The sequence below is a fragment of the Bacillus salacetis genome, from assembly GCF_049177075.1.
Classification (GTDB): Bacteria; Bacillota; Bacilli; order Bacillales; family Bacillaceae_B; genus Rossellomorea; species Rossellomorea salacetis_A.
In genome coordinates, this window is sequence record NZ_CP185377.1 from 3,879,621 (window position 1) to 3,896,277 (window position 16,657).

14 protein-coding genes are annotated in these 16,657 nt (G+C 41.7%); 6 read left to right on the top strand and 8 right to left on the bottom strand.

Annotation, left to right across the window (positions count from 1 at the left end):
* Positions 1–263 precede the first annotated feature (263 nt).
* The 3 genes from treP (at position 264) to treC (ending at position 5,516) form a co-directional block, all read left to right on the top strand.
* A complete protein-coding gene (gene treP / locus ACOJQI_RS20240) occupies positions 264–1,676 on the top strand; it encodes a PTS system trehalose-specific EIIBC component (protein WP_421381486.1) in 1,413 nt (470 codons plus the stop codon).
* A gap of 385 nt (positions 1,677–2,061) precedes the next feature.
* The gene (locus ACOJQI_RS20245) at positions 2,062–3,735 is read left to right on the top strand and encodes a glycoside hydrolase family 13 protein (RefSeq protein WP_421381488.1); all 1,674 of its coding nucleotides are present in this window, start codon (positions 2,062–2,064) and stop codon (positions 3,733–3,735) included.
* Positions 3,736–3,821: 86 nt separating this feature from the next.
* Positions 3,822–5,516, top strand: a complete 1,695-nt coding sequence (gene treC / locus ACOJQI_RS20250; RefSeq protein WP_421381490.1) for an alpha,alpha-phosphotrehalase — start codon at positions 3,822–3,824, stop codon at positions 5,514–5,516.
* An 88-nt stretch (positions 5,517–5,604) separates the two neighbouring features.
* Here treC and ACOJQI_RS20255 read toward each other — a convergent pair whose 3' ends face one another.
* The gene (locus tag ACOJQI_RS20255; RefSeq protein WP_421381492.1) at positions 5,605–6,225 is read right to left on the bottom strand and encodes a DUF3225 domain-containing protein; all 621 of its coding nucleotides are present in this window, start codon (positions 6,223–6,225) and stop codon (positions 5,605–5,607) included.
* A gap of 113 nt (positions 6,226–6,338) precedes the next feature.
* Between ACOJQI_RS20255 and treR the strand changes: the two genes are divergently transcribed.
* A complete protein-coding gene (treR, locus tag ACOJQI_RS20260) occupies positions 6,339–7,058 on the top strand; it encodes a trehalose operon repressor (RefSeq protein WP_421381494.1) in 720 nt (239 codons plus the stop codon).
* Positions 7,059–7,146: 88 nt separating this feature from the next.
* On the opposite strand, the gene ACOJQI_RS20265 is transcribed toward treR, so the two are convergent.
* A complete protein-coding gene (locus ACOJQI_RS20265; protein WP_421385524.1) occupies positions 7,147–7,827 on the bottom strand; it encodes a response regulator in 681 nt (226 codons plus the stop codon).
* A gap of 29 nt (positions 7,828–7,856) precedes the next feature.
* Entirely contained in the window at positions 7,857–8,999 is a 1,143-nt protein-coding gene (locus ACOJQI_RS20270; protein WP_421381496.1) for a sensor histidine kinase, read from the bottom strand.
* Between the two features lie 493 nt (positions 9,000–9,492).
* Between ACOJQI_RS20270 and ACOJQI_RS20275 the strand changes: the two genes are divergently transcribed.
* Together ACOJQI_RS20275 and ACOJQI_RS20280 are read left to right on the top strand one after the other, a co-directional pair.
* Positions 9,493–10,125, top strand: coding sequence for a YigZ family protein (locus ACOJQI_RS20275; RefSeq protein WP_421381498.1), 633 nt, complete (start codon positions 9,493–9,495; stop codon positions 10,123–10,125).
* 85 nt (positions 10,126–10,210) lie between these two features.
* A complete protein-coding gene (locus ACOJQI_RS20280; protein ID WP_421381500.1) occupies positions 10,211–11,179 on the top strand; it encodes an LCP family protein in 969 nt (322 codons plus the stop codon).
* 136 nt (positions 11,180–11,315) lie between these two features.
* On the opposite strand, the gene ACOJQI_RS20285 is transcribed toward ACOJQI_RS20280, so the two are convergent.
* The 5 genes from ACOJQI_RS20285 to ACOJQI_RS20305 form a co-directional block, all read right to left on the bottom strand.
* Positions 11,316–11,984, bottom strand: a complete 669-nt coding sequence (locus ACOJQI_RS20285; protein ID WP_421381502.1) for a sugar transferase — start codon at positions 11,982–11,984, stop codon at positions 11,316–11,318.
* Positions 11,985–12,122: 138 nt separating this feature from the next.
* The gene (locus tag ACOJQI_RS20290) at positions 12,123–12,881 is read right to left on the bottom strand and encodes a glycosyltransferase family 2 protein (RefSeq protein ID WP_421381504.1); all 759 of its coding nucleotides are present in this window, start codon (positions 12,879–12,881) and stop codon (positions 12,123–12,125) included.
* A gap of 341 nt (positions 12,882–13,222) precedes the next feature.
* Entirely contained in the window at positions 13,223–13,954 is a 732-nt protein-coding gene (locus ACOJQI_RS20295; protein ID WP_421381506.1) for a hypothetical protein, read from the bottom strand.
* Positions 13,955–13,966: 12 nt separating this feature from the next.
* Positions 13,967–15,166 (bottom strand): glycosyltransferase, encoded by a 1,200-nt coding sequence (locus tag ACOJQI_RS20300; protein WP_421381508.1) that lies wholly within the window; start codon positions 15,164–15,166, stop codon positions 13,967–13,969.
* Positions 15,166–16,617, bottom strand: coding sequence for an O-antigen ligase family protein (locus ACOJQI_RS20305; RefSeq protein ID WP_421381510.1), 1,452 nt, complete (start codon positions 16,615–16,617; stop codon positions 15,166–15,168). Before ACOJQI_RS20305 ends, ACOJQI_RS20300 begins: the two co-directional genes overlap by 1 nt.
* Positions 16,618–16,657 lie beyond the last annotated feature (40 nt).

The window sequence follows — 16,657 nt, forward strand, 5'->3', positions numbered from 1 at the left end:
TCACCAAAGTGTTGACAACTTGTATATACAGGAATACAATAATCTCATAACTTGTATATACAACAAGTCGTTAAAAAATGTAAGCGTTATTTGTAAGCGTTATTTTTGCTTGGTTGTTTAATCTGCAGTTACCGGGGAATATTTGAATGGATAGATTGGTTCATTCTTCACACAATAGTAATTGAAATTATTTTTCATAACATGAACTGCAGCAGGCGCAACTTTGAAAACAAGGGGAAAAACCCCGTACGGGAGGGAAAACCATGAGCGTAAATAGAGAATCTGTACGCGAAATTATTGAAGCGATCGGCGGGAAGGAGAACATCCATACTGCCACGCACTGTGTGACCCGCCTTCGTCTTGTATTGAATGATGAGGGTCTTGTAGACAAAGAACGCCTGGAAGATATTGATCTTGTCAGAGGTTCCTTCTCTACTAACGGACAATTCCAGATTGTCATCGGACAGGGAGTTGTTGATAAAGCTTATAAAATCCTGGCGGAAGAAACCGGAGTTCAGGAAGCTTCTAAACAGGATGTAAAAAATGCAGCTGCCGAAAAAATGAATCCGCTTCAACAGGCGGTAAAAACACTCGCAGACATCTTTATTCCAATTCTGCCTGCGATCGTTACAGCCGGTCTATTGATGGGGATCAACAATATCCTGACACAGCCGGGAATCTTCATGGATGAAAGTGTTGTCGAAGCTTTCCCGCAATGGGCTGATATCGCTTCGATCATCAACTTGATTGCCAACACGGCCTTCGTATTCCTGCCTGGTTTAATCGGGTGGAGTGCCCTTAACCGTTTCGGCGGAAGCCCGCTGTTCGGTATGGTCCTTGGTTTAATGCTTGTTCACCCTGATTTGCTTAATGCATGGGGTTACGGGAGCGCACAGCAATCCGGCGAAATCCCGACTTGGAATCTCCTTGGCTTGACCGTTGAAAAAGTTGGTTATCAAGGACAGGTCCTGCCTATCCTTGTGGCTTCATGGGTATTGGCAAAAATTGAAATCTGGCTTCGAAAACGTATTCCGGATGCATTCCAATTGCTTACGGTTGCCCCGATTTCATTATTAGTCACAGGTTTCCTGGCTTTCACCGTCATCGGACCTATCACATTCACACTTGGTGGATGGTTAGTAGACGGCGTTACAGCTATCTTTGATGCAGTACCGGCACTTGGCGGTCTTATCTACGGTGGTCTTTACGCACCGCTTGTTATCACAGGTATGCACCATACTTTCCTTGCGGTAGACCTTCAGTTGATCGGTTCAATCGGCGGAACATTCCTATGGCCGATGGTTGCCCTTTCAAACGTTGCCCAAGGTGCAGCAGCATTCGCTATGCTGATCGTTGAGAAACACAATGAAAAAGTTAAGGGTCTTGCGGTATCTTCTGGGGTATCTGCTTGGCTTGGTATTACAGAGCCTGCGATGTTCGGGGTCAACCTTCGTTACAAATACCCATTCATCGCTGCGATCACTGGTTCAGCGATTGCCGGCCTGATCATCACAGTCGGAAATGTCATCGCACCATCCATCGGTGTCGGCGGTATCCCTGCCTTCTTCTCGATTCCATCAACACAATGGGGAATCTTCGCAATCGGTATGCTTGTAGCACTAATCGTACCTTTCGTACTGACACTTGTGCTTTCCAAGTTTTCTAAAAAGAACTAACACATTTTCATGAAGAAGAATCGGTGCCGGCCCAAGCTCGCACCGGCTCTTCTCTTTTGTTTTTCTAAGGGTGTTTAATGTTATTCAGTTCAGAGCTGATTGCAAATAAGAGCAAGAGTCAACTCGTCTAAGAAAGCATATTTTCAACATAAAACAATATCCTTTTCGTTCTCATACCATGTTGATTGGAGTGGAAGGAGGTGCGACCTCCTGCGGGATTAGCGGGACAGGTGAGACCCCGCAGGCGCAGCCGAGGAGGCTCAACGCCCGCCCCGCGGAGTCGCGCCCCTGCAGCTGAAATCAACACCCTTTTCTAAGCAGCAACGGATATAAAAACATTCAAACAATACATACTATCACTATGAAGACTAGAGGAGTGGGAAACATGCAAAAACAATGGTGGAAAGAAAGTGTTGTCTATCAGATCTATCCACGCAGTTTCATGGACTCGAACGGCGACGGCATCGGTGACATCCCGGGAATCATCTCCAAACTTGATTATTTAAAAGAGCTCGGTATCGACGTCGTATGGCTCTCCCCCGTTTATAAATCACCAAACGATGACAACGGCTATGACATCAGCGACTACCAGGACATCATGGATGAATTCGGTACAATGGATGACTGGGATCTTCTTTTAAAGGAAATGCACAACCGCGGCATGAAACTGATCATGGACCTTGTCGTCAACCACAGTTCCGATGAACATAAATGGTTCGTGGAATCCCGCAAGTCGAAGGATAACCCTTACCGCGATTACTACATATGGCGCAAGCCGAAAGACGGCAAAGAGCCGAACAACTGGGGCTCCAATTTCGGAGGTTCTGCATGGGAATACGATGAGGCAACCGGTGAGTACTTCCTCCATCTTTTCTCGAAAAAACAGCCTGATCTCAACTGGGAAAACCCGGAGCTGCGCGAAGAAGTTTATCAGATGATGAAATGGTGGCTAGATAAAGGCATCGACGGATTCCGCATGGACGTCGTCAACTTCATTTCCAAGGTGGAAGGCCTCCCTGATGATGAAGTGAAACCCGGGAAAAAGTACGCTTCTGGAAGCAAATACTACCGCAATGGTCCGAAGATTCATGACTACTTCCAGGAAATGAACCGTGAAGTCCTTTCCAAGTATGACATCATGACAGTCGGAGAGATGCCCGGCGTCAACCCAGATCAGGCCCGCTTGTACACTGGTGAGGACCGTGACGAACTGAATATGGTGTTCCAATTTTCCCATATGAGCTTGGATAACGGCAAAAACGGGAAATGGGATTTAAAGCCCCTCTATCTCCCTGATTTAAAAGAAAACCTGACTCACTGGCAGACAGCTCTGGAGGAAGACGGCTGGAACTCACTTTACTTTAATAACCACGACCAGCCCCGCGTCGTTTCAAGATTTGGTGATGACGGGAAATACCACAAGGAATCAGCGAAAATGCTGGCAACCATCCTTCACATGATGAAAGGAACACCTTATGTGTACCAAGGGGAAGAAATCGGCATGACCAACGTCCACTTCTCCTCAATTGATGAGTACGAAGACATTGAAACACTAAACTTTTACAAGGAACAGGCGGAAGCCGGCGAACCTGTAGAAAAGACAATGGAAAGCATCTATGTAAAAGGCCGGGACAATGCCCGTACCCCAATGCAATGGGATGCATCAGAGAATGCCGGGTTCACATCCGGTCAGCCTTGGCTTGCCGTCAACCCGAATTATAAGGAAATCAACACAGAAGCACAGATCAACGATGAAGATTCGATCTTTAACTACTATAAAAAACTTATTGTGCTGCGCAAACAGTATGACATCATCGTATACGGAAAATACGACCTGATCTTGCCTAATCACGAAAAACTATATGCTTACACAAGGACATTGGGAGACGAAAAACTCCTTGTACTCTGTAACTTCTACGGCGAAGACCTGGAAGTCGAACTCCCTGAAGAAGTCGTAAGCGAAAATGCGAGCTCACTCATTCGCAACTACAAAGGCGAAGCAAAACTAACCAAACAAATGAAACTGCAGCCCTACGAAGGCATCGTCTTCACCCTTTAACACACTACCGCAATGGGGGACAGTCCCCTGTTACGTTAACGTATTAAAGCACAATAACAAAATACTTTCTGGCAGGTGTTATGAATATGAAAAAACAGCAACCTTGGTGGAAGAAATCGGTTGTTTATCAAATTTATCCAAAGAGTTTCAATGATACATCAGGCAATGGTGTTGGGGACATCAAAGGAATTACCGAGAAACTGGACTACCTGAAAGAGCTGGGCGTCGATGTCGTGTGGCTGACACCGATCTACAAATCACCTCAGCGCGATAACGGTTACGACATCGCCGACTACTTTAACATCCATGAAGAGTACGGAACGATGGAAGACTTCGACGAACTATTATCTGAAGCCCATGACAAAGGCATCAAGATCATCATGGATATTGTTGTGAACCACACTTCAACTGAACACGAGTGGTTCATCGAATCCCGCAAATCCAAGGATAACCCTTACCGTGACTACTACATATGGCATGACGGCAAGGAAGACGGATCGGAACCGACAAACTGGCAGTCAAAATTCGGAGGCAACGCTTGGCAATATGACAATGAGACAGGCCAATACTACCTTCATCTGTTCGACGTCACACAGGCTGACCTGAACTGGGAAAACGAAGAACTCCGCACAAAAGTATACGACATGATGAAATTTTGGCTCGATAAAGGTGTCGACGGTTTCCGCCTGGATGTCATCAACCTGATTTCCAAGGACCAGGACTTCCCTGACGATGACGGTTCAGTGGCACCGGGAGACGGACGCAAGTTTTACACGGACGGCCCACGCGTTCACGAATTCATGAACGAAATGAACAAAGAAGTATTCTCAAATTACGACATCATGACTGTCGGTGAAATGAGCTCGACAACCATCGAGAACTGCATAAAATACTCAAACCCTGAACGCAACGAACTGAGCATGACATTCAATTTCCACCATTTAAAAGTCGATTATCCGAACGGCGAAAAATGGACTGTGGCAGACTTTGATTTCTTGCAGCTGAAAGACATCCTGTCTACATGGCAGAGTGAAATGCACAAAGGCGGCGGCTGGAATGCCCTGTTTTGGTGCAACCATGATCAGCCGCGTATCGTGTCACGGTATGGCAACGACGGGGAGTACCGCAACCTTTCAGCGAAAATGCTTGCAACAACCATCCATATGATGCAGGGAACACCTTACATCTACCAAGGTGAAGAGTTCGGGATGATAAACCCCAAATTCACAAGCATCGAAGAATACCGTGATGTTGAGTCGATCAACATCTTCAACATTTTAAAAGAGGAAGGGAAATCCGAGGAAGAAATCCTGGAAATCCTTCGTCATAAATCCCGTGACAATTCACGTACACCGGTTCAATGGGATAGCAGCGAAAATGCAGGCTTCACAAACGGTACTCCTTGGATTCCGGTAGCACGCAATTATCCTGAAATCAACGCAGAGAAAGCATTAGAAGACAAAAACTCCATCTTCTATCACTATCAAAAACTGATCTCTTTGCGAAAAGAACACGACATCATCACAGACGGCGACTATCAGCTGCTGACACCGGAACACGCAGATGTCTTCGCCTATGTACGCAACGGAGAAAACGAAAAGCTGCTTGTGGTCAACAACTTCTACGGTAATAAAACCGTCTTCGACCTGCCGAACGATGAACTGGACATCGATGGCTGGAGCAGTGAAATCCTGATATCCAACTATGATGACAGCCAAACGGACCTTGAGCTCATCAAACTTCGTCCATATGAATCGGTTGTATATCGACTAACAAAATAACTACTCATACCCGCTGATTTTGGCGGGTATTTTTTTGAGCGTCCTTCCCACAAAAAAAGCACCAGCAATAAGCTGGCACTTCCTCAAATTATTCAGAATCAGACTCTGACTCACTTTCAGCCGCTTTTTCCTCAGGATCCTGCATAACCCTGATCATGGACACCTTCCAGCCCTCATCTGTCTTCTGGAAAATTGTCAATTGTCTGCCGTGCGTAGTCGCCTGGCGGTCACTGTTAGGATCTTTCGTAGTTACTTCCAATTCAGCATAAACGTCTGCTTTTTTTCCTTGATAGTTAACGATTTTCACATTTGAAGCTTTTCTTCTTACATCGAGTTTGCTGAATACATTGTTGACGGCTGCTTCTTCCTCTTCCAGCGTAAAGTTGACTGGTGTCTCTGAAAGTGTAGCCATGTATCGTTCAACATCTTCATCGTTGAAAGACTCAATATATTCATTAAACGCATCCATGATGGCCTGCTTTTCTTCTTCAGGAATATCTGATGCTTCTTCCATTTCCTGAGCATCATCCAGGATTTGAGCTGTTTCCTCTTCATATGGATTAGCAGTTTCCTCGGTAGTCTGCTCCTCCTGAGTATTATCTTCAGGCTTGTCCGTATTTTCAGTTCCTTCATTATTGTTACAGCCTGCAAGCAGAAGGCTGCTCACTCCAAGACCAATCATGAATTTTTTCCAAAGCTGTGTAGTCAAATCCTTCACCCTTTTCTAAAATATGCGATATCTCCATTTTACCTGAAAAATCATAAAACTCTCAAGTTCTTATTGAAAATACCTGAGTATGGTAAAATAAATATGGTGATATTATGACAAAAAACAATAAATATATGCAAATATATCAAGAACTGGCGGATAAGATCCAAGATGAGACCTACCCGGCCAACGAAACGCTTCCATCTGAAAACGAACTCTCAGAACTCTATGAAACCTCACGGGAAACCATCCGCAAGGCGCTGACCCTCCTCTCCCAGAAAGGGTTCATCCAAAAAATCCGCGGAAAAGGATCCCTTGTTTTGGATGTGTCAAAACTGAGTTTCCCGATTTCGGGACTTGTCAGCTTTAAGGAACTACAGGGTTCGCTGGGAGGGGAATCCCAAACAATCGTCTATGATTTCGGCCTGATCAAGCCGGATAAAGCACTGGCAACACAGCTCGGCTGCAGCCTGGACGAAGAGGTTTGGAAGGTCGTAAGGGCCCGCAATATCAAAGGCGAGCGTATCATCCTTGATAAAGACTACTTCTTGAAAAAGAATGTCCCTCTGCTGACAAAGGAAATTTGCGAGAGTTCTATCTATGAATACCTGGAAAATGAAATGAAGCTCCCTATTTCCTATGCAAAAAAAGAAATCGTCGTGGAGAAATGTACAGAAGAAGACCGCTCCTATCTTGACCTAGCAGGTTTCGACCATGTGGTTGTCGTGAAGAACTACGTGCATCTGGAAGATACGACGCTCTTCCAATATACTGAATCGCGGCACAGGTTGGACAAGTTCCGGTTTGTTGACTTTGCGCGGAGGAAGCATTAACAAACAGGCTGTTTTATGAGGACAGCCTATTTGTTTAAAATCCACACAAAAAAAACGAGCCCTTGATTTAAGAGCTCGTCCCATTAATTTATCTAACTTCCACCCAGCCATTTTTAATCCCTGTTACAACTGCCTGAGTACGGTCGTTTACATTCATTTTTTGCAGAATATTACTTACGTGGTTTTTCACTGTTTTTTCACTGATATACAGAGCTTCCCCGATACCGCGGTTGCTCTTTCCGTCAGCCAGCATCTGAAGTACCTCACACTCACGGCGAGTCAACAAGTGCAGCGGGCGCCTTACTTCGCTTTGCTTGAAGCCGCCTGTTTCCTGTGTATTTGCCAAACGGCGGTAGTCGTTGATTAGGTTATGTGTAACTTTCGGATGGATATAAGAACCACCTGCAGCCACTACCTTAACCGCTTCGATCAGTGCTTCGGAATCCATTTCTTTCAATAGATAGCCGAGTGCTCCTGTTTTTAGTGCATGACTTACATAATTTTCATCATCATGAATGGAAAGAATGATGACCTTAGTGTCAGGGTGCTTTTCGATCAACTGTTGAGTTGCCTCTACACCATTGATTTCCGGCATATTGATATCCATCAATACAACATCGGGACTATGTTTTTCTACCAGCTCCATAGCCTCTGAGCCATCGTCTCCCTCTGCCAATACATTAAAAGTTGGTTCAAATTCTAAGATGCGTTTTACCCCTTCTCGAAATAACTGATGATCGTCTATAATGACAATGTTCGTTGCCATGATTTCGCCTCCCTATGTGTACGAGAAAAAATTTATGCTGATAATGGAACCTGGACAAGGATAAGGGTTCCTGAACCGACTTTTGAATCGATGCTCATTTCCCCATCAAGGATTTCCACCCGTTCTTTCATGCCCATGATTCCAAAGGACCCGCTTTTCTTTTGTTTAGTATCGAATCCTTTACCATTATCTTTAATAATGACTGTTACTTTATCTTTGTTAATTTCCAATTTCACCTGTATCTCTGTGGCTTCAGAATGCTTCAAAGCATTTTGGACCGATTCCTGAATCAGCCTGAATAATGCCACTTCATACTTGGGTGGAAGCCTTTTTTCCTGACCGACATTCACAAACCTTATATTTGTACTCTTATGATACTCTTCGATAGTACTTAAGTATTTTGTGAGGGTCGGAACCAAACCCAGATCGTCCAAGGCCATCGGTCTTAGGTCATAAATAATTCTGCGGACTTCATATAGTGCCGAACGGACCATTTGTTTAAGATCCTTAATCTCTCCAAGAGCTTCCATAGGACCATTTTCCCTATAAACTCTGTCAATCAAATCAGACCGAAGCAATACGTTAGCCAGCATTTGCGCCGGACCATCATGAATCTCCCGGGAAAGCTTTTTCCTTTCTTCCTCTTGAGCCTCTATAATCTGAAGTCCAAAATCATGTCTTTCTTTAGCATCTTCAAGTGCTGCACCCATTTGCCTTAAGTCACTGCTTAAATAATTGAGGACCACAGAAATCTGGGAATTTAAATGCTCTGCCCGGTCAATGGTTTCCTCTAAATTACGAATCCGCCTTTCCAGGTCGTCCCGGCGCTCACGAAGCCTCGTTTCAGTCTGGCGGTTCAATGACAGCCGCATTTGAAGGTCATGTGCCTTTTCATAAGCCTCTCTGACCTGTTCCTCAGAAAAATTCTGAAAGTGCTGGCTTACTTCTGAAAGCCTTTTTCTTGCAAACCTGGACTTCCGTTCAAGTTCGTCACCTTCTTTGATGACCTTATAGACTGATTCCCTAATTACTTTTAATTCTTCAGTGATTGATTCATAATCATTTCGACACTGTTCGCCGATTTCAAAAACATCATTCTTACTGCGGCCGACCGTGTCGATCATCTGCTCTAAAATATTATCCAGCATCTTGGTGTTCACCTTTCTAATTGACACGGGGACCCTCCTCCTAGTAACAAGTACATTGTACATGGAATTTATTTCATTACTATTTCAAAATAGTTAAAAGTTAGCTCTCCCGCTGAAATGAATAAATAGGCATAAATCGATTGACGGATTACCACGCCTAATTTCCTATGGAACTTCCTCCATTATCCTAAAGTAAAAATTCCATAAAATCTATAAGAAATCCTTTATTCATTTAGGCATATTTCAAAAAGCCGCTTAAGCGAGCTAATTTTATGTCTATTATACCATGTCATATTTTGTCGAACATTAAACTTTCATTACATATTATTCCCCAAACCCATTCCGCTTTAGCACTCTAAAGCAATGGGGGACTGTCCCCCATTGCTTTAAAGCGTTAAAGTTTAACTCGTTAATGCGTTGTGTGATTATGTATAGTAAAATGGAAGATGAGCAATTTGTCGAATTGTGATTTATTACCCTTGATTAATTATAGATAAACCTAGTAGAGAGGAGTATTACTTTGCTGCAAAAGTATTTAACAGTGAAAGAAACGGGAGAACATGAAATAACCATTGAACGTTCGCGTTTCATAGCTCATATTAAACGTGCTGAATCAGAAGAGGAAGCACAGGAATTCATCCAGCAAATAAAAAAAGAGCACTGGAATGCCAACCATAATTGTTCCGCCTACATGATAGGCGAACATAACCTCATACAAAAAGCAAATGATGACGGCGAGCCGAGCGGAACAGCTGGCGTTCCCATGCTGGAGGTTCTAAAGAAGAGGGATTTGAAGGATACTGTAGTCGTCGTGACACGTTATTTCGGGGGGATCAAGTTGGGAGCCGGCGGGTTAATCAGAGCCTATGGAAAATCAGTCTCAGAGGGCCTCAATGCAATTGGAGTTGTCGAAAGAACCCTGATGCGGGTGATGAAGACAAAAATCGACTATACGTGGCTGGGAAAAGTCGAAAATGAGATTCGCTCTTCTATCTATCCTCTTAAAGGAATCAACTATTTGGATGCCGTAGAAATTGAAACTTTTGTTGAAGAAAATAAGAAGACAGCGTTTGTCGAATGGATGACGGAGCTTACAAACGGTCAAGGAGAAATCTCTGAAGAGAACCTTCATTATTTAGAAACCGAACTGTAATAATTTTTAATCTTTTACTTTATTGATGTATATACTAATAAGATATATACTACTGAAGGCAATACTCAATTCAGGAGTGATTATTTTGGAAAGATATGAAAATAAGAACCGCAGGCGAAGAAGGCTGCGCATTAAGAGGATCATTATGATTTTTGGTCTCATTCTATTGGGGGCCGGTGCGTATGGCGGTTATATATTATACAGTGCGTATGATGCCGCAAATCAGTCGTTTAACCAATTGGACAGAGGTGATAAGTCCAAGCTGAGGGAAGAAGCGGTCGAAGTCAGTAAAGATCCCTTCTCTGTTTTAATAATGGGTGTGGAAGATTACTCCAGCGGGGGGCAAAATGGCAGGACAGATTCACTGATGGTCGCCACCTTCAATCCATCTGACCAAACAGTTAAATTGTTGAGCATTCCAAGGGATACCCTGGCTGAAATTCCAGGAAAAGCCGAGAAGGATAAAATAAACCACGCTTATGCTTTTGGAGGAAAGGAAGCCACAATTGAATCTGTGGAAAATTTATTAAATATTCCCATTGATTATTATGTAACGGTTGGATTCAGCGGGTTTAAAGACATTATTGATGAAGTTGGCGGCGTTAAAATAGATGTTCCATTCGACTTCTCCGAGAAAAGCGATGAAGATAAACAAATGATTTATTTTACTGAAGGGGAAATGACACTTAATGGTGAAGAAGCCCTTGCCTACGCACGTATGAGAAAACAGGATCCACGAGGTGATTTCGGTCGTGGTGACAGGCAAAAACAAGTAATGATGGCAGTTATTGATAAACTACTCTCCCCGTCATCACTTTCAAAGCTGGATGATGTAGCAGAGCATGTAGGTGATAACATCCAGACAAACATGCGGGTCACGCATGCAGTTGCCATTCAAAGAAAGTACCCTGGTTTCAGCTCAGATAAGATTGAGAAGCTTACTTTAGGCGGTACCGATGACTATATAGGTGGAATTTATTATTTCCGTCCGGACGAAGCGCAGCTTTCAGAGCTGCAAACAGAACTTAGCCAGCACCTGGAACAGGATACATGATGAGTAAACCTGCTGCACTTATTAGTGCGGCGGGTTTTTTATTTTGTTTCCAGGCAATCATTGAAGCCGGTGAGATGTAAAAGAAAACAAAAACACTTCCGCTATTTAAAAATAACGGAAGTGTTTTTGAGCTGGATTATCTTGCGCCTTCACCAGTTAAAAGAACTTTGAGTGTCTTCAAAATAATTTTAGTGTCCAATGAAGGAGACATGTTTTCGATATAGTATAAATCAAGTTTTAACTTCTCTTCTGGGGTAATATCGTATCCGCCATTAACCTGGGCCCATCCTGTCAGACCTGGTTTAACCAATAATCTCTTTTCAAAACCAGGAATTTCCTTGTTGAACTGTTCGACAAACATCGGTCTCTCCGGTCTTGGTCCAAAGATACTCATATCACCTTTTAACACATTGTATAACTGAGGAAGCTCGTCAATTCTCGTTTTGCGGATGAACTTTCCTACTTGTGTTACACGGGTATCATTTTTCTGCGCCCACTGCGGTCCATTCTTTTCTGCGTCTACTCGCATGGAACGAAGCTTCATTATCTTAAACTTTTTACCGTTTAATCCACTTCTTTCTTGTATAAAGAAAGGGTTCCCCTTGGATTCTAAACGGATTGCGATTACAGCGAGCAAGATAATCGGAAGAGCGACTACACATGCAACAGCTGAAATCATAATGTCCACAAATCGTTTTAGGGCAAGGTACATTCTTTTATCATCTAAATTTATTTGTTTGTCTGCATAATTTTCTCTATAATTGGAATAATTCTTATAGTAAATTTCTGCACGATCAATTGCCATTTTCGATTTCACCTCAAGTTTTGGATGAATATATCAGTTATTGTCTATATTCGTCTATATTCTCTACTTAATACTGATTTTTGTCAAGATAAAATTGAGAATCCCTATTCCTTAGTATCAGTTGAAACGTTGATTACATTAGTTTTTTTTGTATCCATTATAGGCATATCCTGCAAAGGCAATGAGAGCTTTGGGCAAAGATAATTTTTCAATATCACGATATACCTTCCAGTTCTGTTTGGCGGCTTTCAGCTTATTACTGGAGATGGATCCCTCTACTTTTCGGTAATAGGCTAGACTTTCATTAATTCCATATGCAGTATGGCCCTGCTTGAGAATATCAAGCCACAATACTAGATCCTGTCTTGTTCTGATGTTGACCATCTGCACTCTTTCAATTTTATCTTTATCCAGCATTACAGTCAGACACCCAATGATTGTATTTTTTAATAACTGATTATAGTTGATTTTTTCAGGCACTTGAACAATTTTACCGGTTTTATTGCCATCCTGCTCAATGATTTCATAACCTGTAAAGGAAAAACTTATTTTATTCTTTTGCATAAATTCCAGCTGCTTCTCGAGCTTCTCAGGATGCCATTGATCATCGCTGTCCAGGAAAGCCAGGTACCGGCCATTTGCAGCGTTGATTGCGGTATTCCGAGCAACTGCAGCCCCGCTGTTTTCTTCCAAGTCAATCAAGCGTATCCTTGAATCTTCTTCTGCAAAAGATAAAATCAAGTCCCTGCTGTTATCAGGTGATTGATCATTAACCAAGATGAGTTCCCAGTTTTCATAAGTCTGTTCTTTAACGGAACGAATGGTTTCACCTAAGTACTTTTCAGCTTTGTATACCGGGGTTATGATTGATATTAATGGTGTCTCTGTTTTGTTCATTGGTGATATGCTCCTTTCAACCACTTAACAATATACTACAAATTTGCCTTTTTGCATATATCAACTTGGTGACAGAATTTTACCTGCCTTTAAAAAATGATTACAACCCCAGTTTTGCAAGCCTAATACTTAGACGATAAACTCCCTATAAAAGTTACAAGCTTTTTCAAAAAAATGCTTTAACTTATTTCAATAATATTATTCCCGTCTGCGTGAGCTCAAAACATTTTTAAAATGGGCATAAATCACTGTTTTATTTATAATGTGCTCAAAATAAAAAAGAATCTGCACCTTAATACAGATTCTTTTTAAATTGAAGTTGTCGTTTTTTTCTCTGCGCTCTATAAACGCTCGTTTCTGGTTACAAAGATTTCAGGTGTGACAATGATGACCACAACCAGCATTATTCCGACAAGCAAGCCAAGAACAGCACGATTGACAGGGTCGGAAGTTGGCAGCTCCGCTTGGATGACTTCCTCTTCAGCCTCTCCCATCAACTGGACTGGTTCTGTAAGTTGAGCATCATTCCACGCCGTTAGATCAGCTTTTAATTGGTAAAGGAACTTATCTTTCTCCACTTCTGCTTCCGGTGCCACAGCTTTATCCTGCAATTCTTCAATTGATGTTTGGGCAACTTCCACACGTTCTGAATAGCGCTCTTCGCTTAGACTCATAAAACTGTTCACAATAGCCTCTAAAGTGTCAAGGGCTCCTTTATCGTCACCGATATAAGTAAGTTTAATATGCCGGTTGGTTTCCTTGACTACTTCCAGCCTTTGCTTCAATTCCTCTACATCTGTCTCTATACCATGTTCCTCAGCTGCACTTTTCAAAAAGCTGGTGCTTTTCAAGTAATAAATACTTTGATCAGGATTATTGACCTGGTCATCTCCAAACTGTCCAAGCTGAATTTCAGCGGTAGCTAAATAAGGATCTGTCTTCTTTTGGACAGTCAATTGAGGTTCTGCAAAAAGTGACAACACGGTTGCCAAAACAGGAATCAAAATTACAACCCATAGGTATTTTTTTATTCTACTCCCAATACTTTTAAACAGGCTTTTTAATTCGTTCATAATGCCTCCATACTATAACGAGTTTTGATATACGGTTACAATTTCTTTTGCTGCGATTTCCCAGGTGAATCTCTTCAAGACAACGTTATATGCTTCATTGCCGACTTCTGCACGATAATCATCATCTGTCAAGAGTTCTTCACAGACCTGGACAATTTCGTCAGGACTGTGCGGATTGACCATGAAACCGGTCTTACCGTGCTCTACAATATCCTCAATACCTTGTCCGTAACAGCCAATAACCGGTTTACCGCAGGCCATTGCTTCTATGTAGACAACTCCAAAAGATTCATTTGTACTTGGCATTGTAAATATATCACATTGCCGCATTATTTGTTTCACTTCATTATTCTTTTTAGCACCGATGAATCTAATATGATTAGTAAGTCCTAAATCTGAAACGAGATTTTTCAGTCTATCCTCATCATATCCTTTTCCGACGATAATATATTCCAGGGTTTTATATTTCTTGGTCAATTCTTTAACTGCCCTGATATTATCCTCTATCCCTTTTTCTGTATACAAGTTGGAAACACTCAGCAATTTAGGGCCTTCAGTTGAAAAATAAGATTCTCCCTTACTTTCTACTACATCTTTTTGCAAAAAGAATTTATTGACTCCATTGAAAATAACCGAAACAGGAGTGTTAATTTCCGGATAAAATTTATCTTTCAACCTCGCCAATTTATTGCTTACAAGTATAAGTCTTTCAGCATTTTCAATGGCTTTGCCGATTTCCCTTCTGCAAGCCTCGTTTTTATGGACCGTCTTTTGCAGATCCTGTCCATGAATAGTTAATACATAAGGTAGATTTAACTTTTTGGAAAGGCGGTATGCTGCTGCACCGTCCGGCAGTGCCACATGGGTGTGTATTAAATCAAAATTTTGTTCTTTATGAAGTTTGCTGACAAGATCTTCAACAGCCTTATACATAAACTGTCCAGTATGTTTGAACAATATCATCTTAGGCGGTGAGATATATCTTGGATAATAAACCTTTATCCCATCTCTTGTATCCTCATAAGGACAATCAGCATACGCTTTCCATTTAGCGCTTACTTTATTTAATGGAAACGGAGCAAGCTTAACGGGTGAAACAACTGTTATGTCGCACCCTTGGGCAGCTAGTTCCTTTACCTGCTCATTGACAAAAACTCCATTGGTCTCATGGACTGTTGAAGGATATAAATGGGAGAGTACCAGTACTTTCATTAAGATACCCCCTTATTCGAATACTTTATCCGGCTCCAGTTTACAAAGCCTAACGCAAAAGCAAGAAGAATCCAATAATAATTAAGATTAGACATTGAACTCGGACTTATACTGGCAAACGACAATGTAATCAAACTCCCCAAAAGAGCATGACTGACCATCTTTTCAAATCGATTTACCGACATTTTGGAGAATCGGTATATATGAAAAATCAATCCAATAAATAAAAGGACATATCCTATAAATATTACAGCTCCGAAATCCACAAATATCTCAACCCACCAATTATGGACATTCAAGATACCTCCGGTAGGGTACTCCTTGTAATACTTCATGTAATGTTCCGCATTTCCAGAACCGACACCGAAACCATAGGTATCTATAATGAAATTGGTGGAATTGAGGAGCAGGTTTCTTCGCATATCATTAGAATCGGTTACCTGAAGAGCAGGATTAAATTCCGTTACCTTATTATATATATTATAAAAAGTATCAAACTTAACGATGAATAACAATGCTGCCAAAACAGCCCCCGCTATGACCAATCGTTTTTTATTTTTGGTGGACAGCCATAAGAAAAACATGCCTGCCGCTCCGATAACAATGGCTAAAATACTCGCCCTTGATTCTGTTACATAAATAAGGTAAAGCATGACACCAAGCAAACCCAGGCAGGCTAACCGATAGATGAAATTTTTAATATATTTTATAGATGCCGACAGGAAAAACACACTAATCGCAAGATAGCTGGCAAAGTCATTCTGATTCTTGAACACCGATGTAGGGATGTGCTGCTTGTGGGGTGGCTCATTAATGATAGCCGAGGTCACCAGGTGATGTTCAGTGACATGATTCCATACACCAATGGCTGTCACAATCACAAGCATGAATATCCATGTATAGTAAAAAATTATGTAGTTAGAGAACTTCCTGAAAAGAAGCACCACTAAGAAGATAACCATTATTCCAATGCCTATGACAACAAAATATTTAATGGCATCGACAATATTCTTTACCCAAGTAAATGACAATAATGCATAAATTAACCAAAATACCAAAAACGCTGCATATCCCTTAACCTTGAGATCGACTTCATAAATGAACCCGCGATTAAAGAGAACGGTCAGCACAAGAAGGGCCGTTACCGATAAAAACAGCAGACGATAGGGGAATAAACTGAAAGGACCCAGTTCAATTACAAAGAAAGAGGCCTGTAAGAATGCTGAAGCAATCAACAAATACAGCAAAACAGTTTCCAAACGAAGGTTTTCTGCCGCCCTTTTCTTCCATAATAGTACTCCGATAAAACCCATATAGACAATCATTAAGAATAAGGTTGTTTTAGTGGATGTTACATATCCCGATTTAAATATAAAGTAGATAAATAATACTGGGAGAGTAACTAGTAAAACCTGAAAAATCCATTGCAACCTATTTATTTTCCTCTCCATTATAACCCTCCACTAATTTTCTTGACTTTCTTATGTATAT

Coding starts and splice junctions, on each gene's coding strand:
- treP (WP_421381486.1), top strand. CDS start 264: ATGAGCGTAAATAGAGAATCTGTACGCGAAATTATTGAAGCGATCGGC.
- ACOJQI_RS20245 (WP_421381488.1), top strand. CDS start 2,062: ATGCAAAAACAATGGTGGAAAGAAAGTGTTGTCTATCAGATCTATCCA.
- treC (WP_421381490.1), top strand. CDS start 3,822: ATGAAAAAACAGCAACCTTGGTGGAAGAAATCGGTTGTTTATCAAATT.
- treR (WP_421381494.1), top strand. CDS start 6,339: ATGACAAAAAACAATAAATATATGCAAATATATCAAGAACTGGCGGAT.
- ACOJQI_RS20285 (WP_421381502.1), bottom strand. CDS start 11,984: ATGGCAATTGATCGTGCAGAAATTTACTATAAGAATTATTCCAATTAT.
- ACOJQI_RS20290 (WP_421381504.1), bottom strand. CDS start 12,881: ATGAACAAAACAGAGACACCATTAATATCAATCATAACCCCGGTATAC.
- ACOJQI_RS20295 (WP_421381506.1), bottom strand. CDS start 13,954: ATGAACGAATTAAAAAGCCTGTTTAAAAGTATTGGGAGTAGAATAAAA.
- ACOJQI_RS20300 (WP_421381508.1), bottom strand. CDS start 15,166: ATGAAAGTACTGGTACTCTCCCATTTATATCCTTCAACAGTCCATGAG.
- ACOJQI_RS20305 (WP_421381510.1), bottom strand. CDS start 16,617: ATGGAGAGGAAAATAAATAGGTTGCAATGGATTTTTCAGGTTTTACTA.